Here is a 25167-nt window from a genome sequence, read left to right on the forward strand (position 1 = left end):
TCATTCCGGGGCGCATCGAAGATGCGAACCCGGAATCTGGAGATTGCGGCGCGAGATTCCGGGTTCGCGCTCGCGCGCGCCCCGGAATGACGTCGTCGCGCAACGATCCGAAGCAGCGGATTTGCGATAGTGCCTGCCGGGCTCGTCGTGTAAACGTCCGACCAATGACAATGAGAACAAGACGATGATGGGCGGCTTCGCCTTGGCGGTGCTGTTTGTCGGCGCGCTCGCCGGGGGCTTCGTATCCGGCCTTGCCGGCTTCGGCACCGCGCTGATGGCGCTGGGGATCTGGCTCTACGTCGCGCCGCCTGCTGTTGCCGTGCCTTTGGTCCTGATCTCCTCGGTTATCGGCCAGCTCACGACCTTGCCCTCGATCTGGCGCTCGATCGATTTCAGGCTGGTCTGGCCGTTCGTGCTCGGCGGGCTCGCCGGCGTACCGCTCGGCACGCTGCTGATCGCGCATGCCGATCCCAACACCTTCAAGCTGACCATCGGCGTGTTTCTGCTGGTGTTTCCCACCGCGCTCTATTTTCAACGCAAGCCGATGGCGATCAAGTTTGGCGGCAAGCCGTTCGACGGCGCCATCGGATTTGCCGGCGGCATCCTCGGCGGCCTCGCCGGCCTTTCCGGCCCCTTGCCGATTCTTTGGGCCAGCGTGCGCGGCTGGACCAAGGAGCAGCGGCGCGGGATTTTCCAGACCTTCAACTTCACGGTGCTGGCGACTGCGCTGTTGCTGCAGGCGTTCGCCGGCTTCGTCACGAGGGACGTCCTCGCGCTCGCTGTCGTGACCTTTCCGGCGACGGTGGCCGGCGCCTGGCTCGGCGCGCGAATCTATCACGCGCTGAGCGACCGGAATTTCACGAACATCGTGCTTGGGCTGTTGTTTCTGTCCGGCATCGGGCTGGTGTGCAGCGGAATTGCTCCGAGATAGCGCGCGCATGGCTGCCATATGCACCGAGTAGATTGCTGTACGCGGGACGGCAAAGCCGGTAACCACCTGTTTCATGTCCTCGTCCTCCTCGCGCGAACGTCTCGGCCTGTTGCTGGTTGCTGGGCTTCATCGGCATGGCGATCTTCGGCGGCACGCTGCCGGCGACGCGGCTTGCCGTTGCGGAAATTGATCCGATTGCCCTGACCGCGATCCGCACGGCAATCGCCGGCCTATGCTCGCTCGCGCTCCTGCTTGTGTTGCGGCGGCCGCTGCCGCGGCGGGCGCTGTGGCCGCAGCTTGTGCTGGTCATGCCGTGCGTCGCCGTCCTGTTTCCGCTGCTGATGGCAGAAGGCATGCAGCGCGTTGACGCCTCCCATGGCGGCGTCGTGCTCGGCGTGCTGCCGATCGCGACCGCGCTGGTGGCGGTGGCGATCACCCACGAGCGGCCGCGGCCTTTGTTCTGGGTCGCCGCTGTCGTCGGCGCCGCGCTGGTGATCGCTTTTGCGCTGCGCGACGGCGGCGGCACGCTGTCGACCGGCGACCTCTTCCTGTTCGCTTCTGTTGCGGTTTCCGCCGTTGGCTATGCCTTTTCGGGACGGCTCACCGCGGAGATGCCGGGCTGGGAAGTCATTAGCTGGGTGCTGGTGATTGCCTTGCCGTTCGCGCTGCCGGCGGCGGCGCTGACGATGCCGGCCGACCCCATGCACATCTCGCTGAAGCCGTGGCTCGGTCTGCTCTACGTCGCGCTGTTCTCGCAATGGATCGGCTTCTTCGCCTGGAATGCCGGCATGGCGATGGGCGGGATCGCGCGGGTGTCGCAGGTCCAGTTGCTGCAGCCCTTCGTCACCTTCGTGCTCGCCTCGCTCTTCAATGGCGAGACGATCACTCCGCAGGTCGTGCTGTTCGCCGCCGCCGTGGTGGCGACGGTCGCGATCAGCGCGCGCACGCGGGGTCGAACGCGTGTCGTTCCGGAGCAACGCGCAGCGCTCGCGCTGACGCGCGCCCCGGAATGACGGCGGCTACTCCGCCGCGACGCGGCCGAACTCCGTCGCCTGCCGCTCGAACAGGCTGCGATAGATGCCGCCCGGTCGCGCTGTCAGCGCGGCATGCGTCCCCTGCTCGACAATCTCGCCGCGATCGAACACCAGGATGCGGTCGAGGCCGCGCACCGTCGACAGCCGGTGCGCGATCACGATCGAGGTGCGGCCCTTCATCAATCGTTCCATCGCCTCTTGGATCAGCGCCTCCGATTCCGAGTCGAGGCTCGAGGTCGCCTCGTCCAGGATCAGGATCGGCGCATCGGCAAGGAACGCGCGCGCCAGCGCGACGCGTTGCCGCTCGCCGCCGGACAGTTTGACGCCGCGCTCGCCGACCAGCGTGCCGTAGCCCTTCGGCAATCGCATGATGAAGTCATGCGCATTGGCAAGCCGCGCCGCCTGCTCGATCGCCGCCATGCTGGCGCCGGGCCGGCCATAGGCGACGTTCTCCGCCAGCGAACGGTGGAACAGGATCGGCTCCTGCTGCACGATCGCGATCTGGCTGCGCAGCGACTGCTGCGTCGCGTGAGCGATATTCTGACCGTCGATCAGGATGCGGCCGTCGGAGACGTCATAGAGGCGCTGCACCAGTTTCACGAACGTGGTCTTGCCCGAGCCGGACCGACCGACCAGCCCGACACGCTCGCCGGCGCGGATATCGATCGATAGTGCGTCATAGAGCGGCGTGCGATGCCCGCCATAGAGGAAGGTGACGTTGTCGAACGTGATCCTTCCGCCCTGGACGTCGATCGGCTTTGCGTCAGGCGCATCGACGATGCCGAGCGGCTCGCCATGGATGGTGACGAGCTCCTCCATGTCGTTGACCGAACGCTGCAGATTGTTGATGTGCATGCCGACGTCGCGCAAGTAAGCGTGGATGACGTAATAGCTCGTCAACACATAGGTGACGTCGCCCGGCGAGGCGCGGCCGGCAAGCCACAGCAGGATGGCGCCGCCGATCACCGACGCGCGGAAGCACAAGAGCACCGCGAGTTGCGCCATGTTGGTCGCATTGTACCGCAGCCAGGTGCGCAGCACCCGCCTGCGCCAGCGGGCGATGACGCCGGCGAGCCGCGTATCTTCGCGCGCCTCCGCGCCGAACGATTTCACCACCGCGTTGCAGGTGAGCGCGTCCGCCAGCGTGCCGCCGACCTTGGTGTCCCACGCGTTGGAGACGCGCGCGGCCGGTGCGATATAATTCACCGAGAGCACGATGGTCATCGCGACATAGATCACCGCGCCGATGCCGATCACGGCGCCGAGCACGGGCCAGTGCAATCCGAGCAGGACCATCGAACCGACCAGCACCATCAACGACGGCAACAGCGCCATCAGGACGGTGTCGTTGAGCAGGTCGATCGCCCACATGCCGCGGGTGATCTTGCGCACGGTCGAGCCGGCAAACGAATTGGCGTGCCAGTCGGTCGAGAACCGCTGCACCCGCGCGAACGCCTCCTGCGCCACATCCGACATCGTCGTCAGCGTGAACGGCACGATCGCCTGCAGCCCCACAAACCGCAGGATGATCGACAATAGGCCAAGCGCGACGATGCCGCCGAACGCAACCATCGCCGCATATCGCGCCGCCTGATCCGCGGTGCCGAGCGTCAGGGCGTCGACCAGATGGCCGGAGTAGACCGGCATGAAAAGGTCGGCGACGGTGGCGCCGAGAAAGCCGACCATTACGGCCGCGGCGCGGGTGGGCTGCCTCAGCCAGTGGCGGAATACAAACGGGATCACGACGCGGATCGCGGCGGGACGTTTGTCAGTTTGAATAGTCATGGCGCAATCCGGCCGCGCTCGCCGCGCAGGCCGACTCCATCTGAATTGACGCGCGACGGCGCGAAAGCGCGCGACGCGGACGTCGTTGAAAGATCGGTAAGTTGTTGGAAGGTTTGAGGGACCGGGACGTCAGCCCCGGTCAGAACTGGTGGTCAACGGCGCGACCGCATACCCAGTACAAGCATCGAACGGGAGCGCGCGATCTGCGAATAAGCCGAAATCATGCAAATCCTCCCCGGTTCGAGCGACAACGCGTTGCTTATAAATGCGTCACGCCTGATTTGCAAGATGACAAAGCCGTGAGCTCACGTCTTCGCGCTAGAGCGACAGCGCGCAAACTTGATTCAAAGACTGCTGCTCGCCGATTCGATCATTTCACAAGGCCGTGGTGCAGTGGCGCGGGAATTCCGCAGTGCTTCGCGTTACATCCGCTTCGGACGCATCCGGCCAAATCTGCAGCAGGACTATGCTACCCTTTCCTCACAACTCACATGATTGGTCGGAGAACTGCGCGCCTCACTCCGGCAGCCCCGCCTTCCGCAACCCATCCGCGAAGGTCGCGAGGTCCTCAGGCCGGCGGATCGGGAGCCAATCCGCGAGATTGGAGACGCGCAGCGTGGGGTCGAGCTCACGCAGATGCTTCATCGCGCGCTGCGCCTCGTCCGGCCGGCCCGCGAGCGCATGGCTCGCCGCGATGACACTGACGACCATCAGGAAGCTCGGCAACTCCCGGAAGGCTTTCTCCGCCCACGACGACGCGGCGTCGAAGCGCCCCGCGAACAGATGCGCCGCCGCCAGTCCGGCCTGCATGCGGTAGAGCTCGGGGTCGAGTGGGCTCAGCCTCATGGCGTGCGAGAAGTGCTCGATGGCGGCGTCCGGCTCGCCGTTCCAGGTCCGCAGGAATCCGGCGAGGAACCAGGCCGACGCGAGATTGGGATTGAGCACGAGCGCCCGGTCGAGCAAGGCGATGCCGCCGGCGACGTCATCGGTGAGGTGGGCGAGCGCATGCCCGCCGCGGGTGAGCGCGACCGCATCGTCCCGGCCCAGGTCGACGGCCCGGCGCGCCAGGCGGGCGCCCTCGGCGATCTCGCCTGGGCGATCGGTCATCCAGCCGTTGACCTTGCGCCAGAAATAGCACCACGCCGCCATCGCATAGGCCGACGCGAAATTCGGGTCGCGCATGAGCGCGTGGTTGAACTGACCGAGCGCCGCGTCGATCGACTCCCTGGATCCCAGATGGAGGTGCGCCATACCGCGCAGATAGTAGTCGTAGGCGTCGAGGCTTTCGGTTGGCTTGCGCTTCGCGCGCTCGATCTCGGCCCGCTCGAGCTGCGGCGCGATCGCGCCGACGACGGCCTCGGTGACCTGATCCTGCAGCTCGAAAATATCGTCGAGCGCACTTTCGAAACGCTCGGCCCACAGATGCGCCCCGGTGGTCGCATCGATCAGCTGCCCGGTGATGCGCACCTTGTGTGCCGCCTTGCGCACGCTGCCTTCCAGCACATAGCGCACGCCGAGCTCGCGGCCGACCTGTTTCACGTCGACCGCGCGGCCCTTGTAGGTGAAGCTCGAATTGCGTGCGATCACGAACAGCCAGCGAATGCGCGACAAGGCCGTGATGATGTCCTCTACCACGCCGTCGGTGAAGTACTCCTGCTCGATGTCGCCGCTTAGGTTCAGGAACGGGAGCGCGGCAATTGAGGGCCTGTCGGGGAGGGTCGGCGGCTCTGCGATGGTTTTGCCCGGCGCGTCGGGCTCGGTGCTGACTGCGGCGGAGCGACTGGCGATTTCGCTGACGTCGCCGACGAACCGGAATCCCTTGCGGGCGATCGTTCGAAGCAGGCGCTGGTTCTGCCCGCTGTCGCCGATGGCCTTGCGCGCCGCGTTGATATGACTGGTCAGGGTCGATTCAGAGACGATCCGCCCGACCCACACGGCATCCAGGAGCTCGTCCTTGCTGACGACGTGTTCGCGGTTCCGCACCAGATGGAGCAGCAGGTCGAAGACCTGCGGCCCGACGGCGATCGGCGCGGCGCTGCGCGTGAGCTCCCGCCGGTCCGAGTCGATCACGTAGTCCTCGAACGCGTACTGCACGTCGCCCTCTCATCGCCGCCCATCGCCATGGCCGGCAAGCCATTGATAGCACGGTGATCATCGCCGAAGCTCGGCCGAGTTATCGCGCCGGTAAAGCAAGCGGAAACTGCCGGAACAGCGTGGCGCTTTCTTGGCTCGTCTTGCTCTTTTGTCCCGCTGTCTTGGACGGAAACCCAAGCGAAATTCAATCGCGCCTCAAGGCCGCCACAAGGCTTTCCGGCCGCCGATCCGGCACCCTGTGCCGCGTCGAATACGACACAACCTAGACACTCCCTTGCACACCCTTGGAGGGCAAGATCATGAAAATTGTCGTCATCGGAGGCACCGGCCTCATCGGATCAAAGCTCGTCAAGAAACTGCAGGAGAAGGGTCACGATGCCATCGCCGCCGCGCCCAATACCGGCGTCAACACCATCACGGGCGAGGGACTGAAAGAGGCGCTCTCCGGCGCACAGGTCGTCGTCGATCTGGCGAACGCGCCGGTGTGGGAGGACAAGGCGGTGCTTGAATTCTTCGAGACCTCGGGCCGCAACCTGATGGCCGCGGAAAAGGCCGCCGGCGTGAAGCACCATCTGGCGCTGTCGATCGTCGGCAGCGACCGCAGTCCCGACAGTGGCTACCTCCGCGCCAAGGTGGCGCAGGAGAATCTGATCAAGGCGTCCGGCATTCCCTATACGATCCTGCGCTCGACGCAGTTCTTCGAGTTCGTCGGAGGCATCGTCAAATCGGGCGCAGAGGGCGGTGTGGTCCGGCTGTCGCCCGCGCTGTTCCAGCCGATTGCCTCTGACGACGTGGTCGCCAACCTGGCCGAGCTGACGCTCGCACCGCCGCTGAACGGCACCGTCGAGGTTGCGGGCCCGGAAGCCTGCCCGATGGACACGTTCGCGCGCAAGTTCCTGGCTGCGAGCGGCGACCAGCGCAAGGTGATCGCTGACGTGCACTGGCGCTACTTCGGAGCCGAGCTGAACGACCGCTCCTTGACGCCCGGCGATCGCCCCCGCCTCGGCTCCATCCGCTTCGACGACTGGCTCAGCCGCAACGCGGTTCATAGCTGAAGCACAGGAGATAACCATGATCATCCGAGCGGGTCCCGGGCAACGACCGAAAGAGGCGGCTATGACGATCAAACTCGTTGCGTTGGTTCTTCTGTGCCTCGTGACCGGCACGGCGGTGGCTCAGGAGCCTAAGGTCACGTCACTCATGTCCAAGGATCTTCCGGAGAGTCCCGGCAGGGAGGCTCTGATGATCACGGTCGAGCATGCGCCCGGCGGATCGAGCGCTATCCACCGACACAATGCACATGCGTTTGTTTACGTGCTGGAGGGCTCCGTCGTGATGCAGCTGAAGGGTGGACAACCGGTGACACTGACAGCAGGACAGAGCTTCTATGAAGGCCCTGATGATGTTCATGTCGTCGACCGGAACGCGAGCAGCACCCAGCCGGCGAAATTCCTGGTGCTCTTGATCAAGGACAAGGGTGCCCCGGCGCTCGTGCCCGCACAGTGACTGTTACGGTCAGCAGGAGACAAACATGAGCTTGGACAACACCTCACAGCCCTCGGTCAAGTACTGCGCCGACAAGGTGAACGCGAAGTACATCCACGGTAGACCGGAGCCCGAGTTGGTTCCGTCGCGCTACGCGCTGAAGGTCGGCGAAATTGACGTAATGGTGGTCAGCGATGGGGTGCTATCGTTGCCAGGCGCGATGTTGGGCCACAACGTTGACCCGGCCGTCCGGGCGGCCTGGCTGGAGGACATGTTCCTGCCGCCGGACGTGCTCGAGTGGGCGCTGAACGTGGTCGTGATGCGTAGCGGCGGCCGGACCATACTCATCGACGCTGGGATGGGGGCGGAGTTCCCGGACTTGCCGCGGGCCGGGCGGACGGTTCAGCGACTGGAGGCCGCCGGCATCGATCTCGCATCCGTGACCGACGTGGTGCTCACCCACATGCACATGGACCACATTGGCGGGCTGCTCGTCGACGGGGTGAGGGACCGGCTGCGTCCGGACCTGCGCATCCACGTGGCCGCCGCCGAAACCAAGTTCTGGGAGGCGCCCGATTTCTCCCACGTTTCCATGCCGCCGGGGTTCCCGGACGCGCTTCGGCGGACGGCCAAGCGGTTCTTGCACGAGTACCAGAGCCAGTTGCGGACGTTCGAGGAGAAGCACGAGGTGGCGCCGGGGGTGCTCGTCACACGCACTGGCGGCCACACCCCCGGGCACAGCGTGGTCCGCCTGGCATCCGGCAGCGACCGGCTGACGTTCGCTGGCGACGCCGTGTTCCAGGTCGGGTTCGAGCACCCCGACTGGTACAACGGCTTCGAACACGACCCCGAGGAGGCGGCCGGCGTCCGGGTCCGTCTTTTGCGGGAGCTGGCGGCGACCCGCGAGTCGCTGGTGGCCACTCATTTGTCGTTCCCGTCCGTCTGCCACGTGGCGCTCGACGGCGACGTCTTTCGTTGGGTACCGGGCCCCTGGGAGTACTGACCGCTTGTTGGGTTAGGGTGCGATCATGGACGTATATGAGGCAGTCACAAGCCGACGGGCGGTGCGCGGATTCAAAGACGAGCCTGTGTCGAGGGAGGTGCTGGAGCGCGTGCTGTCCGCCGCAGCTTGGTCGCCGTCCGGATCGAACATCCAGCCGTGGAACACCTACGTGCTGACCGGCGCGCCGCTGGCCGAGCTCAAGACGCGCGCCGTCGAACGCGTGTGCCACGGCGACCCCTGGGACGAGCGGCAATACGAGATGTACCCGCCCGCGCTGAAGTCCCCGTACCGAGAGCGCCGATCCGCCTTCGGCAAGGAGCGCTACAGCGCGCTCGGCATTGCGCGCGAGGACTGGGAGGCGCGCCAGCGGGCGGCCATCGGCAATTGGAACTGTTTCGGCGCGCCCGCCGCCCTGTTCTGCTACATCGACCGCGACCTGGGCCGCCCCCAATGGGCCGACGTCGGCATGTATCTGCAGACCGTCATGCTGCTGCTCCGCGCCGAAGGGCTGCACAGTTGCCCACAGATGGCGTGGTCGCAGGTTCGGGACACGGTCGCGGAGGTCCTGTCACCCTCGGACGCGCTGATCCTCTTCTGCGGCATGTCGATCGGGTACGAGGACTCCACGGTGAGTTACGCCCGTACGGGCCGCGCCCCGCTCGACGAGACGGTCACGTTCGTCGGCGGTTAGTTACTTGCGCTCGCAGACAAGTGGCCCTTCGCGTCATTTCGCGGCGACGCTTTCGGAGCGAAGCGGACATTCAGCGAGCCGCGCTTTCCGAACCGGATTTATGAGCACGCGCCCTAGTGTCCGCCGCCGCCAGGTGCCGCCGCCGACGGCTTGTTCAGCAGCAGGACCAGAAAACTGAGGCCGACATAGAACACGGTCAGCATGAAGAAGGCGTCGCCATAGCCCATCACCGCCGCCTGGCGATGCACGATCTGCGACAATTGCTTCAACGCCATCATTGCAGCATCGCCCATGCCCTGCATGCGCTCCGTGAACATGTTGAGCGTCTCGACCGCCGTCGCATTGCCCCAATGCACCCGATCGTGCAGACGCGAGATGTGCAGGTCCGTGCGGTCGTTCAGCACCTGATTGATGACAGCCAATCCCACCGCGCCGCCGAGGTTCCGCATCAGGTTGAACAGGCCGGAGGCGTTCTTGACCAGATGCGGCGCCAGCGTGCCGAGCGCGATGTTGTTGGTCGGCACCATCGCGCACATCATGCCGATGCCGCGCAGGATCTGCGGCACCAGCAGTTCATAGAAGTCATAGTCGCGGGTGATCCAGGTCATCTGCCAGGAGCCGAGCGCGAAGGTAACGAGGCCGAAGGCAATGATGTAGCGCAGGTCGACCTTCTGCATCAGCTTCCCGACGACCGGCGCCATCAGGAACATCGTGATGCCGGAGACGAACATGGTCTCGCCGATCATCAGCGCGCTGTAGCCGCGGACCTCCGCGAGATAGCGCGGATAGATATAGGTCAGGCCGTAGAGGCCGATGCCGATGCAGAACTGCAGCACACAGCCGATCGCGAAATTGCGGTTGCCGAACGTCCTGAGATCGACGATCGGCTCATCGACGGAGAATACACGCCAGAAGAAAGCGATCGCGGACACGAAGCAGACTGTGGCGAAGAACGCAACCGACGTGTCCTGCAGCCACTCATACTGAGGCCCCTCCTCCAGCACATATTCCAGTGAGCCGAGGAAACCCGCCATGAACAGGAGGCCCCACCAGTCGAAGCGCTCGAGCAGCGCGAAATTCGGCTGGTCGAAATCGATCAGCGCGAGCACGCCGATGGTGATGCCGATGCCGGGCACGATGTTGATGAAGAACAGCCAGTGCCACGACATCAGGTCCGTGATGTAGCCGCCCACCGTGGGACCGACAGTCGGCGCCAGCGTCGCCACCAGTCCGATAATCGGCGCCACGATGTGGAACTTCGAGCGCGGAAAGATCGTGTAGGCCGAAGCGAACACGGTCGGGATCATGCCGGCGCCCAGAAATCCCTGCAGCGCGCGCCAGAGGATCATCTGCTCGATCGAGGTGGCAAAACCGCACAGGAAGCTCGAGACGGTGAAGCCGAAGGCCGAAATCGCAAACAGCAGCCGCGTGCCGAGCGCGCGCGACAGGAAGCCCGACAAGGGAATGGCGATGACCTCGGCGATCAGATAGGCGGTCTGCACCCAGGATACTTCGCTCGAACTCGCCGAGAGGCCGGCCTGGATGTCCGACAGCGATGCCGAGACGATCTGGATGTCCAGGATCGACATGAACATCCCGAACACCATGATGATGAAGGCGACCACCCGCTTCGGCTCGATGCGCTCGGTGGCGGCCGCGGCGTTCATCATGTTCGGCGAAGCGGTGGTGGCGTCGGCCATATCTGCTCACCTGCGCCCGGGATTTTCTTGCGGACTCAAACTATCACTGCGGATGAATCATCATCGGTGCGTCGAGATCGGCATCATTGTCCGCATCCACAGCGCCCTCGCTTGTATCCACGGTGGTGTAGACCGACATGCCCGCGCGCAGCACGTTCTGCCGTGCAACGCTCTTCGGCACGCGGATGCGGACCGGCAGCCGCTGCACGATCTTGGTGAAATTGCCGGTGGCGTTGTCTGGCGGCAGCAGGGTGAACACCGAGCCCGCGGCCGGTGAAATGCTGTCGACCACGCCCTTGAACTTGCGGTGGCCGTAGGCGTCGACCGAGATCGTCACGGGCTGGCCCGGGCGGACGCGCTTGAGCTGGGTCTCTTTATAATTGGCGTCGATGAAGACATCGTCGAGCGGCACCACATTGCCGAGCCGCTGGCCGACCTGGATGAAGTCGCCGACATTGACAAGACGGTTGGAGAAGGTGCCCTCGACCGGCGCGCGTACCGTGGCGAAATCGAGGTCACGCTCGGCCTTGGCGAGCTGGGTCTGCAGTTCGGCGAGCGTGGCGCGGGCCTCGTTCTGCTGCGCCTTGGTCACCTCGACATTGTCGCGCGCGGCGTCATAGGCAGCCTGCGCCGACTTCACCGCGGCAACGCCCTGGTCGCGGCTTGCCTCCGAGACTTCGAAGGTGGCGCGCGAAGCAAAGCCCTTGGTGCTCAGCGCCTGCTGGCGGTCGAAATCGAGGCCGGCGCGCTTCAGGTTCGCTTCGGAGGACGCGAGCTGTGCCTGCGCCTGCTCGACCGCGCTTTCCAGCGCGGTGACCTGGCGGCCGATACGCTCGATGGTCGCCTGCTGGGTGGCGATCTTGCTGCGCGCCGCGTCGACTGCGATCCGGTAGTCGCCGTCGTCGATCCGGAAGATCACTTCGCCGGCGCGCACGATCGAGTTGTCGGCAGGCAGGATCGCCGCCAGATGGCCGGAAACACGCGCGCCGAGCATCGAGTTGTTGGCGCGCACATAGGCGTCGTCGGTCGAGATGTAGAAGCGTCCGGCCACGAACCAGTAGACGCCGTAGCCGACGGCGGCGAGCGCGAGCAGGCCGAGCACGCCCATCATGACAAATCTGCGCTTGGCGGGCTTTGGTGCGGGAGCGGTTTGTACTGGCGCCGCCGGCTGCTCCGGCGCAGGCGCGGCCGGCGTTTCGGCAGGCCGGCGCTTGGCTTCTTCGGGAGCGGGGCCACGAAGCTGCTCTGCTGGCTGAGCTGATGTGTTACGCACGGACTCGCCCTCGACCTCCGGCTCGGAGCGAACGACGCGTGCAGCCTGATCTCTCGCCGCGGCCATAGCCGGACTCCTCATTTACCCCGTCACGACGCAAGCGAGGGCCCGACGGGCTGTGCGGCATCGTGTCTTCACGTCTAGCATTGACCGAACGGTTCGGTCAAGCTACATTGTCTTGCAGGAACCCTAAGGAGAAAATCCCTTCCGGATAGTACCCGGATTGAAATGTTCTCCGAGAGGCTAAACCAATGGTTGCAAGCCATACATCCCCTCTTCAGATCGTTGCCGAGGAGGACTCCTCCAAGCGGCGACAGATTCTCGACGGTGCCCGCAAGGTGTTCCTGGAGCTTGGTTTCGACGGCGCCAGCATGGGCGAGATCGCCCGCGCCGCCGGGGTCTCCAAGGGCACGCTTTACGTCTACTTCGACGACAAGAGCCGGCTGTTCGAGGCGATCGTCGAGGAAGAGAAGATCGAGCAAAGCAAGACCGCTTTCAACTTCGATCCCCAGCGCGACGTCGATATCACCCTGCCCGAATTCGGACGCGCCTATGTCGCCCTGCTGTGCAGGCCGGGGGGCGGCTCGGCGATCCGCACGGTGATGGCGATCGCCGAACGGATGCCTGAGGTCGGCAGCCGGTTTTACGAACAGGTGATCGCGAGCAACGTCAAGCGCTTTACGACCTATCTCGAAGCTCGTGCCGGGCTCGGCGAGCTCGTGATCGATAATTTCGAGCTCGCCGCCTGGCAATTCATGCAGATGTGCCAGGCGACGCTGTTCCAGGCTTTCATCTTCCAGGCCAAGCCCTCGCCGTCGCCCGACCAGATCGCCACGGTGGTGGACAGCGCGACAAAGGTGTTCCTGGCGGCGTATCGGAAAGCGGCGTGAGAGGCCGATGCCGGTGTTGCCCCTCATGGTGAGGAGCGCTCAGCGCGTCTCGAACCCATGAGGCCCCGCCTGTGGCCTCGCCCTTCGAGACGGCCGCGGAGCCTGTCATCGGGCCGCGCTTCGCGCGGACCCGTTGGCGGCCTCCTCAGGGTGAGGAGATAGACTGCGGTCGCCACTCTCTCAGTCGTCCCTGTTCGCAATCACCGAGAGCTGTCATTCCGGGGCGATGCGAAGCATCGAGCCCGGAATGACATCGGAGATACCTTTACGGCTTGAAGATATAGCCCGGACCGATCGCCACGGCCTCCGGGATTGGCGGCAGGTCGGAGAACAGTTCGGGGTGATCCTTCATCACCTTCAGGATGTATTTCGGCTCGATATGCTTGTTGACGTCGAAGGTCGCCTTGATGATGCCCAGCCGCGACAGACGATCCTCCGCACTGTAGAGCGCGCGATAATTGTTCGCCGACAATCTGCGGTCGGCCTGCTGGATGTTGAACTGCATCGCGGCTTCGGCGATCTCCTGCTTAAGGCCGGGGATCCAGCGGGTCGCGACCTGTGCCGCCTGCTTCGGGTTCTTGCGCATCCACTGGTCGGCTTCGGAGACCGCAGCGAGGAATTTCTCGATAGTGTCGCCGTTGGCCTGCACCCACGGGCGGAGCGCGACGTTGAAGCCGAGATAGGAGATCACGTCGCCGCCGCGGATAATCTCGACCGCACCCGGCACATCCTTGACCGCCACAATCGGCCATGGATCCCAGCCGGAGAAGGCGTCGATGCCCTTGGCGAGCAGCGCGACCGTCATGTCCGGCGGCGGCGTGTTCACCAGCGTGACATCCTCGGGCTTCAGCCTGGCCTTCTCCAGGATGCCCAGGATATAGAGGTGATTGATGGTGCCGAAGGACGTGGCGATCTTCTTGCCCTTCAGGCTCGCAAGGTCGCCCTTGACGATCCCTGAGCCTTCGCGCGCGACGATCGCCATGGTCGCATCCGAGCCGGCCTTGGTGGCGTTGCCGCTGTAATTGCCCAGCGCGACCAGATCCATGCCGCGCAGCACCGCGCCGATCATGGGCACACCGACCTGCACGATCTCGCTCTCGCCGGCCTGCAGCGCGTTGAGGGCGTCGACGCCGGTGGCATAGGGCCGCGCGATGGTGACATCGAGGCCGTATTTCTCGAAGAAGCCGCGCTCGAGCGCGATCGGCAATCCGATCTGGTCGATGCCGGTGACCATGCCGGCCTTCAGCTTGGTCAGCGTCTGTGCGCCCGACGGCGTCCACGCCAGCGCGAACGCCAGCGCGAGCAGCAATAATCGTTTCATTCTCCTACCCTCCCGGTTTTATCGGCCCCACCGCCGTCACCCAGTACGGCCGAGCGACGGCGTTGAGGTCCGTTCGTTTGACGCCACGTAATTCAATCGAATGCTCGTCGGTGCCCGAGACGCGTCCATATTGCTGGAATGCGAGCACGTGGAAGCGCTCGGGGGTGAACGGCAGCTCGATCTGCACATTGACCTTCTCGGACGTGCCGGCGAGCTCCGGCGAGATCTTGCCCGGCGCAGCTAAGGTCAGCCAAAGCTGAAAGCCGGCCCAGGCGGCGATGACGCCGAGCACGATGCGGCCCTTGGTCGAACGGAAGGCTTGCGCGACGAGGCTCATGCGGCGCGCACCATCTGCAGCACACGCGCGGAGAGCTGTTTGAACTTGTCGTCCTTGACCAGATCATCCCAGACCCGCGGCCGCGGCAGGTCGATCCCGATCTGGTCGAGGACGCGCCCCTTCGAAAGCACGACGACGCGGTTGGCGAGGAATACCGCCTCCGCCACGTCATGGGTGATGAAAAGTACGGTCGGCTTGCGCTCCTGCCAGATCCGCGTCAGCTCTTCCTGCAAGGTCATGCGCGTCTGCGCATCGACGCTGGCGAAGGGCTCGTCCATCAGCAGCACATCCGGATTGTTGGCGAGCGCGCGCACCACGCCGACGCGCTGCTGCATGCCGCCGGACAATTCATTGGGGTAGCGGTGCGCCGCATGCGAGAGGCCGGCAAGCACGAGATATTCGCGCGCGATGCGGTCGCGCTCGGCCTTCGGCACGCCGCGCATCTTCGGGCCGAAGCCGACATTGTCGAGCACGGTCTTCCAGGGAAACAGCGCAAACGACTGGAACACGACGCCGCGCTCGGGACCCGGCCCCTTGACCGGCCTGCCATCGAGCAGGATCTCGCCGCCAGTATAGGGAATGAAGCCCGCGATCATGTTGAGGATGGTGGTCTTGCCGCAACCGGACGGGCCGACCAGCGAGACGAACTCGCCTTGCTCGACGTCGATCGAGACGTCGTGGACGGCGTTGACATGCGAGCCGGCATACGGATCGAAATAGGTCTTTGCGAGGTTCTTGAGCGAGAGCGTCTTCATGATGTCACCAATCCCCAGCGCTGGCCAGTCGCGCGCTCGAGCGGCGCGAGGATCCAGGCGTCCACGATGTACCAGAGCAATCCGAGAATGATCATGCCGAGCAGGATCTCGACGGTGGAGCCGGAGCGGCGCGCATCGAACATCATGAAGCCGATGCCGCTGGTGCCGACGATCATCTCCACCGCGATCAGGGCGCGCCAGCCATAGCCGAGACCGTTGCGCAGGCCGGTGATGATGTTGGGCAGCGCGCCGGGCAGCGTCACCTCCCAGAGCACGCGCGCCGGCGAGGCCCCTAAGCTGCGGGCGGCGCGCGGGAGATCGCGTGGTACCGATTCCACGCCAAGCACCGTGTTGAGCACCACAGGGAACAGCACGGTGTAGACAATGACGAAGGTCATCGTCGTGAGCCCGAAGCCGAACCAGATCAAAAGGATCGGCAACCAGGCGATGTCGCCGATCGCCTGGAAGAACAGGAGGATCGGCCAGCAGGTGCGATGCGCCCAGCGGCTGGTGCCGATCAAGACGCCCAAGGGAATGCCGAGCGCCATGCCGACCGCGGCGCCGGTGAACAGGCGGATCAGGCTGTCGCCGAGATAGTCCGGCAGGATGCCCTTGTAGGTTAGCGTGACGAAGGAGTTTGCGACATCGACCGGGCCGGGGAAGAACGCACGCGGGAAGATGCCGGCGGCGGCGACCGCGCTCCACAGTGCCACCACCGGAATGAACGGGATGATGGCCGCAAGCACCGGCCAGCGTCGGGTCAATCGCGCGTAACCGCTCCAGAACTGGAAGAGAACATTCATGCGCGCCTCACCATGCCCCAGCGCTCGATGGTCGCGCGCTCCAGCGGGACCAGCAGCAGACGGTCGATCAGGAGCCACAGCACACCGATCACGATCATGCCGAACACGATAACTTCGGTGCGGTAGAAATCGCGGGCGACGAACAGCATGTAGCCGAGCCCGACATTGGTCGCGATCATCTCGGCCGCGATCAGGCCGCGCCAGGCGAAGCCGAGCCCGGTGCGGACGCCGGTGACGATGTTCGGCAGGGCGCCCGGCAACAGCACTTCCGTCAGCAAGGCCCAGCGGCCCGCGCCGAGCGAGCTTGCGGCGTTCCGCAGCGTGTGCGGGATGGTCTTGACGCCGAGCAGCGTGTTGTAGGCGACGACGAAGAACACGGCGTTGAAGATCACGAAGACGATGGCGCCGAAGCCATAGCCGAACCAGAGCGTGGCGATCGGAATCCAGGCGATACCGGCGAGCACGGAGAAGAAGCGGAACAAGGGCGTCAGGAACGCGGCGACCGTGGGGCTCACGCCCATCGCGATCCCGAGCGGAACGGCGGTGACGATGCCGATCAGCGTGCCGAGGCCGACGCGCAGCAGGCTCGCGCCGATATGGGCAAACAGCGTGCCGTCGCGGATGGACTCCATCGCGGCAGTACCGACCGCGCCGACGGAGGGGAAGACGCGCGGATTGATATCGAACAGCGGGACGACGACAGCCCAGATCGCAACCAGCGCAAGCAGCGGGGCAACGAACATCGCGGCCCCCGCGAGCGAATTGACGCTGCGCGCAAGCCACGGCGATCGCCGCTTCAGACTGCGCGTCACCTCCATGCCGCCTCCCCCGATATGATGCAGCCTTTGCCGGCCTTTATTGTCGTTTATCGCGTCCGTGCCGCCTTAGACACGCGACGCCATGCCTCATGTTGCGCAAATTGTCTCATCGCGCAATCGCCTATCCTGCGTAGATCACCCGGGCGGGGGGCCGGACGCCCGGCAAACAACGAAAGGATGGGCGCAGCATCGGATGTCAGCGATCCTGCACTGTCTCGGCCTGCTATGCCTCCGACAAGCGCGCAAAGACTACTCGTCGGTGAATTCGTCTTCTTCGTTGACCTTGGGCTTGCGGCTGAACCAGGAGGACTTCTTGCCACCGAGCGAGCCCGTGACATTGGGGTCGCGCGAGGCATAGGGGTTGCGCGAGTTGGCGCGGGCGGCGATCTCCTCGCCGGAGACGGCGGCGGGCTCGCAGATGACGCGGCGGCTGGCGCGGCGCATCAGGTCAACGTGAATGTGATCGTAGTGAAAACGGTTGGAGCCCGGCGCCAGCACGGTGTTGAACTGCTGGCAGGCCGCACCCTGGATGTCGCGCAAGAATCCCTGCTCTTCCGGCAAGCCACGCCAGCCATCCTTCACCGAGATGCGGCGGCCGTCGGCGAGCGTGAAGCCGGCGATGTCGAGTGCATTGCCGAAGGCGTGCTCGGAAATATGCGCGCTGGGATTGCCGTTCATGCCGCGGCAGGAATAGGCGGAGATCTGCTTGATCTCGACCACGCGCGCGCCGAACCAGCGCGTCGCTGCCGGCTGCACGGAATCGGCAAGCCAGCGATCGAGCGCGGAGACGATCGGACAGGCGAGCGTGGCCGTCGGCTTCAGCGTGACCGGGCCGACCGCGGTGACGGGATTGCCGCGCTCCGGCCCGAGCCGCGGCAGTGGCGCGGCGGCGCCTTGCGACGGCGAATAGGGCGCGGGGGAATAAGGTGCGGAACCGCGGTCGCGCTGCGGATAGCCTTGCGGCGCGCCATAGACCGGACCGCCCGGCGGTTCCGGCGTGCCCTCCGCCGGCAAATCGATGTCGTCCTGCTGCGGCGCGACGCCGGGAGCGTTCAGCGAAATCGGCCCGTTCGACGGCGCACCATAGCCGGGCTGGCCCACGGCCGAATTCGGATAAGGAGCCGGCCGCGGCGCCGGTTGCGGTGCGATCGGCCAGCGCGGCTGGCTGCGGCTCGAGCCGATATCGGCCGGCGGACGCAGATCGTCGGCGAAACCAAAAGTCTGGTCACTCTCGCCGAGTGCTGCGACCTTGAGCGGGAATTGCGCACCGCACGCGCCGGGACCCGAGATCGGGTCGATGCGCACGAGGTCCGGCCCTTCCTTCACGGCTCCGGATTTCAGGCAAGCGACTTCGGCCTCGGCCCGCCAGGGTTCACGCTCGGCCTGGAAGAAACCGCGACCGCAACCTGCCAGCGAAACGAGGACGACGGAGCCGACGAGATACAAACGAACTCCACGCGTCATGCGCGGCAGGTTCGGCTAATTTATTTAAGGACTCTTCAACGCGTCGTTTTTACACATCTTTAACCATACCGCCACCGGCCCCGGACGCCTCAAGCAGGACGGACAGCATCGCTGGCTTTTTCGGCGGGGAACGGTTTGGTAAATTCGCGCGTTCTATGCGGGCAGGCGCAAACGCTGGGAGCGTTCTCGATGGCTATGAGTCTTCTCGTCAGCCGGCTGAGCGTCGTCGCCGCCTATGTTGCGCTCGCCTTTGTCGGCGCGATTGTGCTTGGCCTGTTGTAGGCTTTCCCTGGAAACCTGGATTGGACTTGCGCCCGGCGGTTCTCCCGCCGGGCGCAAGTGTGATTTCTACCAGCTATAGCGCACCACGCCCTTGCCGGCGTAGGAGCGCGTGACGTCGGAAAATTCACCCTCGAAGGTCGCGGCTGCCGACCAGCCGTTCATCCAGTTCAATTCGGCAGACGCAGTGGTGAGCGCGGCATCATGTGCTGGCGCCGCGCCGCCTACGACAAAGGACGCACCCGGCAGCGCCTGGAAGGTCGCTGCGACATTGCGATCGGTGTTGAAATCGTGTGCCCAGGCAAAGCGGCCGCGCAAGGTGAGGACCGCATCCGGTATCGCGAAAGACTTGTCGGTTCGCACGCCCAATTCGCTGCGCGGCGCCGTGACGGTCTTGGCGCCGTAGGCCAAGGCGAACGCACCGACGCCGGCCACGACCTGCTCGGCATAGGCCGGGAGATCGAACGTCGTGAACTGTGCGGCGGCATAAGGCGTGACCGCTCCGATCCACGGCGTCGGCAGCCGGTAACCGCCTTCAACGCGGCCCGAATAAGCATTGGCGTTGAACTCAGCGTGCAATCGATCGACGCCGGCGCCGATCACGGTGCGATCGGTCGTGATGTCCTGCCAGCCATAGGCGAGCGCGCCCAGGACATAAGCCGCGCCGACGTCGTGGCGCGCGAAGACGCCAGCCTGGAACAGGTCGGAGCGGCCGCTTCCGAGCGAATTGGCGACCGAGAAATTGGTGCCGCCGCCGGCGAGCGTGAAGCCTACGAGCGTGTTCGGCGCGATCCGGTAGTCGGCGCTAACAACCGCGCCGTAGATGCGGCTGGACGTGTTGTTCGATCCGAGCGCGGCGTTGCCATCGGTCGTCTGCGAGCCGCCGAAGCCGGCCGCCCAGACGCTCCAGCGTTGCAAGGCCTGCGCGGGCTGTGGCGCCTTGCGGTACACGGCGGCATAGGCAGCGCGTTCGGCGCGCGATCTAGGCTTCCGCGCCGACGCATAGGCGTTCGCGCCCTCGGCATCATCATCGGCGAACTGCGAGGCGCCCGGCGATGGAGATACATTGTCGCCGCGTCCGGCGATGAACGGATCGGTCATGATCCCCATGAACATGTTCATCGCGTTGAAGGTGGTCTGCTGCGAGCCGGTCGACGTCTCGCCTGAAGCCTGCGTCAACCCAGCCGGCGTTAGGCCGCCGAAAGCGGCGGGGATGCTGCCGCCGGCGTTGAAGAAGCCGGTCAGCACGTTCGCGAGCGCGGCCTGATTGATGTTGAGGCCGGAGGTGGGCGCAAAGTTGAGCGCCAGGTCCAGATAGACGTTGTTGGCGTCATAGTTCAGGCCGGCGCTGACCGAAGGCAGGTTGGTCGTGACTGATGAAGCGAAGGTGCCGCTGACGCCGCCGCTCGCGTTCAGGATTGTGTAGTGCTTCTGCAGGGAGGCACCGAGCAAGGACACGTTCACAGCCGCGCCGCCCGGTGTCGCGATGCCGGTGACGTTGGTTCGAGCAGCGCCCGCCCCATCGACCTGCACGAGATAAATCGAGGCAGCCGTGAAGCTGAGGCTGCCCTGCACCGTCAGCGTGCCTGATGTCGCCGTGCCCGGAGCGAGGACGCCGCCGCTGACCACGGTGTTCCCGACGCTGCCGATGCCACCGAGCGTGCCACCATTATTGACCGTCACGTCGCTGGCGAGCGCGCCGTTCACCAGCAAGGTTGCGCCGGCGAAGACGCCGGTGCCGTTCTGATAGGTCTGTGCGTCGGTGATGGTCCACCTGCCGCCCTGCACGTTCAACGCCTGGAAGTTGATGACGTTCGACAGCGTGCCCGAGCCCGGGCCGAACAGGTTGATGGTGTTGGTGCCAACGCCGCCGTCGATCCGGCCGACGATGCTGGAGCCGCCGTACAGATTGAGCGTGTCGTTGCCGCCTTCCATGCTGATGGCGCGGCCGGAGTTGCCGATGATCACGCCGTAGTTGGAGAGAACGTCATCGCCCTCGCCGGTCTGGATCGCCGCGCCGTCGCCGCGAATGAAGCGGGTCGAGCCGGTGCCGGTATAGGTCACGCCGTTGAGTGTACCGACCGAACCGGGATCTGGATTGCCGTTGTCCAGCAGCGTCACGCCGTTCGGATCGGGAATCGTGCCGTTGCCGATGATGGTGCCGTAGTTGACGATGGTGTCCTTGTCGGCGGCGGTACCGGTCTTGTTCTCGGAACGGATTGCATAGCTGTTGTTGCCGACAATTATGCCGCCGGCATAGTTGATCAGATCAAGGGCGGCCGATCCGCTGCGCGAACCATCGGGATTGGAATCATTATTGACGACGATACCCGCAGCGGCCCCCGATATGGTGCCGTAGTTGCGGATCGTGCCGCCGCCGATCGCAAGGCCTTCGCTGTTGTTGAAGCGGTGGCCATCATCCGCGCCTTTCGCGCCCGTGCCCTGGACGGTGCCGTAGTTCGTCAGCGTGAGCACGAAGTCGACATCGATGCCGTCGCCGTCGCCGCGCGCCGACGTGGTATCGATCGCACCCGTGATGGTGCCGTAGTTGGTGACGACAGCATTGCCGCCGGACCCGACGCCCGAGCCGTCGCGGCCGATGATGGTGGCGCCGGCCTCGTTGTAGACTGTGATGTTGCTGCCGACGTCGCCAGCGGTGCCGCTCTTGGCGCCGGAGATCAGGCCGCCCGCGTAGTTGTAGACGGTGCCGCTATGCCCGAGCTGCAGGTCGATGCCGTCGGCGCCGGGACGGTCGGCGGGAACCGGCGCCGAATTGGCGACGATCTGGCCGTAATTGTAGACCGTGAAATTCTGGCCCGGCCGCATCGCGTCGGCATTATCGGAAGTGATAAGGCCGCTGGCACGGTTGGTGATCGTGACCGTCGCAGCGGTCGAGGTCAGGTTGTCGAAGTCGATCGCCTGGCCGGTCGCCGACTTGATCGTCCCGGCATTGTCGATCGAGATCGACGCCGCCGTGGTCGAATTGGTGGTGCCGGAGCCGTTAATCTGGATGGCGTCGTCAACCGACTGGATGGTCGCACCGGCATTGTTGACGATCGTGAGCGACGTGACATTGTCGAGGTTCGTATTCGCGCGGATCGCGCGGGCGGAAGCGTCGATCAATCCGGAATTGGTGATGGTGGTGGCGCCCGCGCCGATCCGCATCACGTCATTGCCGAGCGCCTTGAGCGTGCCGCCGGCTTCGTTCGTGATCGAGAACACCGCTGTATTCGAGGTGACCGAGTTGAAGTCGAACACGCGACCGTTGTTCGTCGACTGGATGGTCCCGAAATTGTCGACCTTGACCGTTCCGCTGGTGAGACCACCCTGGATCCGGAACGCATCGTTGGACGATGTGAACAGCGCATCCTTGTTGTTGATCAGCGTGAAATTGCCGCTGATCGCGCTGTTGGACGTATCGATGCCGCGCGACGTCGCGGAAATCGTGCCGTCGTTGGTGATGACCACGCCGGGCGAAGCAAGCCCGGTGGTCCATGTGATCGCCGTCCCGATGACCGAGAGCGTGCTTCCGTCCGCGACAAAACCGGTATCGTTGTTCGAGACCGTCTTCGCGGTCGCCGGATCGTCCGGTAGCACACTGAAGCTTGCAGCTAAGGCAGAACCAAACGCGATAGATGACGCAGCAACAACCAATGCGAGCTTGCTCGCATGGCTCAACAATTCAACTTTCACCACCAGTCCCCTGAAACCTGCGGTTCGCGGCAATCTGGAGTCTGCATGTAACAGTTTGATAACAACGCATTTGCGTGTAAGACATGCGTGGCACTTGTGATATAATTGCAACGAGCGAACATCTCACTTGTCTTCGAAGCCTGAACGACCCGGCGTCGCCGAGCAGACGTTGCAACGCGCCGCGTTGGCGCTGCAGATGCAGCGGCCCGACGAGGCCGAGCGATTGGCGGCGGCGGTGTTCAAGGCGAACCGCGGCAACGTGGCGGCTGCGGCGCTGCTTGGCCGCGCGCTGATGCTGCAGAACCGCTTCGATGAGGCGATCATTCCGCTGCAGAAGGCCTCGCGTCGCGGCGACGACCCCGCAGCCGAGACCCTGCTCGCCGCGGCGTTCGCAGCCACCGGCCGGCGCGACGACGCGCTCGTTCTCGTGCGCCAGGCGATCACGCGACGGCCTGCGTTCCCGCCGGCTTTCCTTGAATATGCCGGCCAGCTCGCATCCGGCGAAAAGATCGACGAGGCGATCGCCGCGCTCGAACAAGGTCTTGCGCTCGCGCCTGGAATCGTCGAGCTGCAACTTCGTTTGGCGACGCTTTATATCGGCCGCAACAAGCGCGCCGAGGCGCGTGCGTTGCTGCAGCAGGCCGCGGTTACCGCGCCTGCGCGCCCCGACGTGCTGGCCGAACTCGCGCGCGTGATGGTGCTGGACGGCGACTACGCCGCGGCCGTCGATGTCTTCCGCCGCGCGCTCGCGCTGCGCCCGGATGATGCGCCAACGCGCGCCAATCTTGGCATCTGCCTGATGGAGATGGGTGAGCGCGCCGCCGGCGAGGCAAGCCTGCGCGAAGCCGCGCGCGGCAGGCCGGACATGACCGGTCGCGCGATCATGTCGCTCGCCGCCGCCTCGCACGGCCGCTTCTTCCTGCGCCCCAGCGCCGCGGCGAAATTCCTGACCGGCTAGCGCCTGTACGAACAAATCCGGTTCTGCGCGTCAGAAACTCGTCAATCGCACCATCGCTTGCTTGCGGCGTATGACCGATGAAACGATTGGTCCGAGCAAATGAAATAATTCAGCAACAGCATTTGTGCAAAAGCAATACAATCGGGTGCTCGGCGACAACTGGCGGATATGCCGAGACGCTTTACGATGTGACGCAGCGTTGGGGCGATACTTCGTCCCCGCAATCAGCGATGAGGCAGGTTTTCGGTGAGCAGCTTACGAAACATCATCGACGTTCATTCGCATCCCATTCTGCCTATTGGCAAAAAATTACCCGTCGGGTCGCCGGACAAGATGCCTCAGTGGTCAGTCGAACGCGCGCTATCTTTTATGCAGGAACACGGCATAGCCGCTTGCATTCTCTCAATCCCGGATGCGGCCAACTACGCAACGGGCAACGATGGACGTGATATCTCGAGACGAATAAACGAAACCTTGGCAGACATTGTCTCGCGATATCCAAGCAGATTCGGAGCGCTCGCCACCATACCCGGCTTGGACGCTGAGGCAGCGTTGGCCGAGATTGAGTATGCGCTGGATACACTGAAAATGGACGGTGTCGCGACGTCAACAAGCATCAATGACGTGTATCTCGGCGACCGGCTATTTGATCCTTGGTTCGCAGAGCTGGATCGGCGGGGCGCAACCCTGTTTGCGCACCCCACGTTCACGAAGGCGTCACGGCCGGTGCTGAATGGCTTGAACCCAAGCGTGCTTGAATTTGTGTTTGATACCACGCGCATGGTCACGAACTTGGTCGTGACCGGCACCAAGAAACGCTTCTCAGACATCAAAATCATTGCGACACACGGCGGCGGCACAATTCCATTTCTCGCGTCAAGGATTCAGATACTTGAACACACGTTTGGAGTGGGACCCGGACTGCTTGAACTTTCCCCACAGGATGTGAAGGACGGTCTTGCCTCATTCTATTATGACTTAACGGGCGCTACGTCCGAGGCTCAACTATTGGCGATTCTAAAGCTCGTTCCGGTCTCTCAATTGTTAATTGGCCTTGATTTTCCTCTGATGCCGCGGTCCAGCTTTGCGCCGGCGCTCGATGACATAGCCGGATATCCACAGTTCGACGCGGATGATTTGCAGAGTCTTTGTTTCGGCAATGCCGGACGATTGTATCCAGCCTTAAGGGCGCGGGTGGAGCGACAACGTTAGCGCGAAGCGAGCCCGCGAAGGCATGCGCGACAGACCATGGCCGCTTCTTCCTGCGTCCCAGCGCCGCGGCGAAATTCTTGACAAGCTCGCTTCACGGGGTCGAAAAAACATGTTTCTCGACCCTCGGGGTGGCATCGACAAATCGCGCATTGCTCAAGCGACGCTGGAGCAGTTGGTCAACGAGCCTCATAAGTCGGCGCGATCACGTCAACGCGGCCGCTCAAACCCATCCCAGTTCCTTCAGTGCCAAGCCTGAATGCCATATCTTCGTCATATGGCTGATCTTGTCGCCAGTAAATTGCATCACGTAGACGTAATCCGAATTCGTCTTTTTGCCGGTCGGCTCACATGGACCACCGGGGCCGGTATGGGTGCCCGAGAAGACGGCATAGGCTGCGACGTTGTTTCGTTCGGTATCGGTCGCGAAGGATTTCACCTGATAGCTGCCGTCAGGCAAAGTGGTCATTACCCCCTTCATCCAGTCAGTATATTCCGCGAGAGTCTTGATACCGGCAAGCGGTTCGGCCTGAGCGGCGAAACTTGCATCTGGGGCACAGTAGATCTTGCAGATCTCCCAACCCTTTCCAGTTTCGCAAGCGGCAAAGAAATCCTTGGCAATTGCCGTGATCGACGCCATGGCT

The 25167-nt window shown here is 64.3% G+C and carries 21 protein-coding genes; 9 read left to right on the forward strand and 12 right to left on the reverse strand.

All coding sequences use genetic code 11. The features are described 5' to 3' along the window. Positions 1-187: 187 nt before the first annotated feature. Both CWO89_RS05015 and CWO89_RS05020 read left to right on the forward strand, forming a co-directional pair. Complete coding sequence (locus CWO89_RS05015; protein WP_130577560.1) at positions 188-931, forward strand: sulfite exporter TauE/SafE family protein; 744 nt, start codon at positions 188-190, stop codon at positions 929-931. A 116-nt stretch (positions 932-1047) separates the two neighbouring features. Further along, on the forward strand, positions 1048-1944 hold the full coding sequence (locus CWO89_RS05020; RefSeq protein ID WP_245475724.1) for a DMT family transporter: 897 nt from the start codon (positions 1048-1050) through the stop codon (positions 1942-1944). Positions 1945-1950: 6 nt separating this feature from the next. Here the strand turns inward: CWO89_RS05020 and CWO89_RS05025 are convergent, their stop codons facing one another. Beyond that, positions 1951-3750, reverse strand: a complete 1800-nt coding sequence (locus CWO89_RS05025; protein ID WP_130577538.1) for an ABC transporter ATP-binding protein — start codon at positions 3748-3750, stop codon at positions 1951-1953. 516 nt (positions 3751-4266) lie between these two features. Beyond that, positions 4267-5844: a winged helix-turn-helix domain-containing tetratricopeptide repeat protein gene (locus tag CWO89_RS05030; protein ID WP_130577539.1), complete on the reverse strand. Its 1578-nt coding sequence runs from the start codon at positions 5842-5844 to the stop codon at positions 4267-4269. Positions 5845-6143: 299 nt separating this feature from the next. Here CWO89_RS05030 and CWO89_RS05035 point away from each other — a divergent pair, with 299 nt between their 5' ends. The 4 genes from CWO89_RS05035 to CWO89_RS05050 all read left to right on the forward strand — a co-directional run bounded on the left by CWO89_RS05035 (position 6144) and on the right by CWO89_RS05050 (position 9023). Beyond that, entirely contained in the window at positions 6144-6899 is a 756-nt protein-coding gene (locus tag CWO89_RS05035; RefSeq protein WP_130577540.1) for an SDR family oxidoreductase, read from the forward strand. A 61-nt stretch (positions 6900-6960) separates the two neighbouring features. Further along, complete coding sequence (locus tag CWO89_RS05040) at positions 6961-7350, forward strand: cupin domain-containing protein (RefSeq protein ID WP_130577541.1); 390 nt, start codon at positions 6961-6963, stop codon at positions 7348-7350. Positions 7351-7375: 25 nt separating this feature from the next. After that, positions 7376-8332, forward strand: coding sequence for an MBL fold metallo-hydrolase (locus CWO89_RS05045; protein ID WP_130577542.1), 957 nt, complete (start codon positions 7376-7378; stop codon positions 8330-8332). 25 nt (positions 8333-8357) lie between these two features. Next, positions 8358-9023 carry a nitroreductase gene (locus tag CWO89_RS05050; protein ID WP_130577543.1) on the forward strand — a complete coding sequence of 222 codons (666 nt, stop codon included), beginning with the start codon at positions 8358-8360 and terminating at the stop codon, positions 9021-9023. 113 nt (positions 9024-9136) lie between these two features. Here CWO89_RS05050 and CWO89_RS05055 read toward each other — a convergent pair whose 3' ends face one another. Both CWO89_RS05055 and CWO89_RS05060 read right to left on the reverse strand, forming a co-directional pair. Next, positions 9137-10723, reverse strand: a complete 1587-nt coding sequence (locus tag CWO89_RS05055; RefSeq protein ID WP_130577544.1) for a DHA2 family efflux MFS transporter permease subunit — start codon at positions 10721-10723, stop codon at positions 9137-9139. Between the two features lie 43 nt (positions 10724-10766). Continuing rightward, positions 10767-12062 carry an HlyD family secretion protein gene (locus tag CWO89_RS05060; protein ID WP_130577545.1) on the reverse strand — a complete coding sequence of 432 codons (1296 nt, stop codon included), beginning with the start codon at positions 12060-12062 and terminating at the stop codon, positions 10767-10769. Between the two features lie 185 nt (positions 12063-12247). On the opposite strand from CWO89_RS05060, the gene CWO89_RS05065 reads away from it, so the two are divergent. Continuing rightward, on the forward strand, positions 12248-12886 hold the full coding sequence (locus tag CWO89_RS05065; protein WP_130577546.1) for a TetR/AcrR family transcriptional regulator: 639 nt from the start codon (positions 12248-12250) through the stop codon (positions 12884-12886). A gap of 265 nt (positions 12887-13151) precedes the next feature. On the opposite strand, the gene CWO89_RS05070 is transcribed toward CWO89_RS05065, so the two are convergent. The 7 genes from CWO89_RS05070 to CWO89_RS05100 form a co-directional block, all read right to left on the reverse strand. After that, complete coding sequence (locus tag CWO89_RS05070) at positions 13152-14207, reverse strand: ABC transporter substrate-binding protein (protein WP_130577547.1); 1056 nt, start codon at positions 14205-14207, stop codon at positions 13152-13154. 4 nt (positions 14208-14211) lie between these two features. Next, a complete protein-coding gene (locus tag CWO89_RS05075) occupies positions 14212-14544 on the reverse strand; it encodes a hypothetical protein (RefSeq protein WP_130577548.1) in 333 nt (110 codons plus the stop codon). Then, positions 14541-15299 (reverse strand): ABC transporter ATP-binding protein, encoded by a 759-nt coding sequence (locus CWO89_RS05080; protein ID WP_130577549.1) that lies wholly within the window; start codon positions 15297-15299, stop codon positions 14541-14543. The genes CWO89_RS05075 and CWO89_RS05080 overlap by 4 nt, the downstream gene beginning before the upstream one ends. Next, positions 15296-16102 carry an ABC transporter permease gene (locus CWO89_RS05085; RefSeq protein WP_130577550.1) on the reverse strand — a complete coding sequence of 269 codons (807 nt, stop codon included), beginning with the start codon at positions 16100-16102 and terminating at the stop codon, positions 15296-15298. The genes CWO89_RS05080 and CWO89_RS05085 overlap by 4 nt, the downstream gene beginning before the upstream one ends. Next, on the reverse strand, positions 16099-16920 hold the full coding sequence (locus CWO89_RS05090) for an ABC transporter permease (RefSeq protein ID WP_130577551.1): 822 nt from the start codon (positions 16918-16920) through the stop codon (positions 16099-16101). Before CWO89_RS05090 ends, CWO89_RS05085 begins: the two co-directional genes overlap by 4 nt. Positions 16921-17169: 249 nt before the next feature. After that, complete coding sequence (locus CWO89_RS05095) at positions 17170-18384, reverse strand: extensin-like domain-containing protein (RefSeq protein ID WP_130577552.1); 1215 nt, start codon at positions 18382-18384, stop codon at positions 17170-17172. 348 nt (positions 18385-18732) lie between these two features. Continuing rightward, the gene (locus CWO89_RS05100; protein ID WP_245475725.1) at positions 18733-22260 is read right to left on the reverse strand and encodes an autotransporter outer membrane beta-barrel domain-containing protein; all 3528 of its coding nucleotides are present in this window, start codon (positions 22258-22260) and stop codon (positions 18733-18735) included. Positions 22261-22483: 223 nt separating this feature from the next. Between CWO89_RS05100 and CWO89_RS05105 the strand changes: the two genes are divergently transcribed. Beyond that, positions 22484-23314: a tetratricopeptide repeat protein gene (locus tag CWO89_RS05105; protein WP_245475726.1), complete on the forward strand. Its 831-nt coding sequence runs from the start codon at positions 22484-22486 to the stop codon at positions 23312-23314. Between the two features lie 246 nt (positions 23315-23560). After that, positions 23561-24526 carry an amidohydrolase family protein gene (locus CWO89_RS05110; RefSeq protein ID WP_130577553.1) on the forward strand — a complete coding sequence of 322 codons (966 nt, stop codon included), beginning with the start codon at positions 23561-23563 and terminating at the stop codon, positions 24524-24526. A gap of 220 nt (positions 24527-24746) precedes the next feature. Here CWO89_RS05110 and CWO89_RS05115 read toward each other — a convergent pair whose 3' ends face one another. Beyond that, the gene (locus CWO89_RS05115; protein ID WP_130577554.1) at positions 24747-25163 is read right to left on the reverse strand and encodes an ester cyclase; all 417 of its coding nucleotides are present in this window, start codon (positions 25161-25163) and stop codon (positions 24747-24749) included. Between the last annotated feature and the right edge of the window lie 4 nt (positions 25164-25167).

Origin of the sequence: Bradyrhizobium sp. Leo170 (assembly GCF_004296405.1) — a bacterium.
Lineage (GTDB): Bacteria > Pseudomonadota > Alphaproteobacteria > Rhizobiales > Xanthobacteraceae > Bradyrhizobium.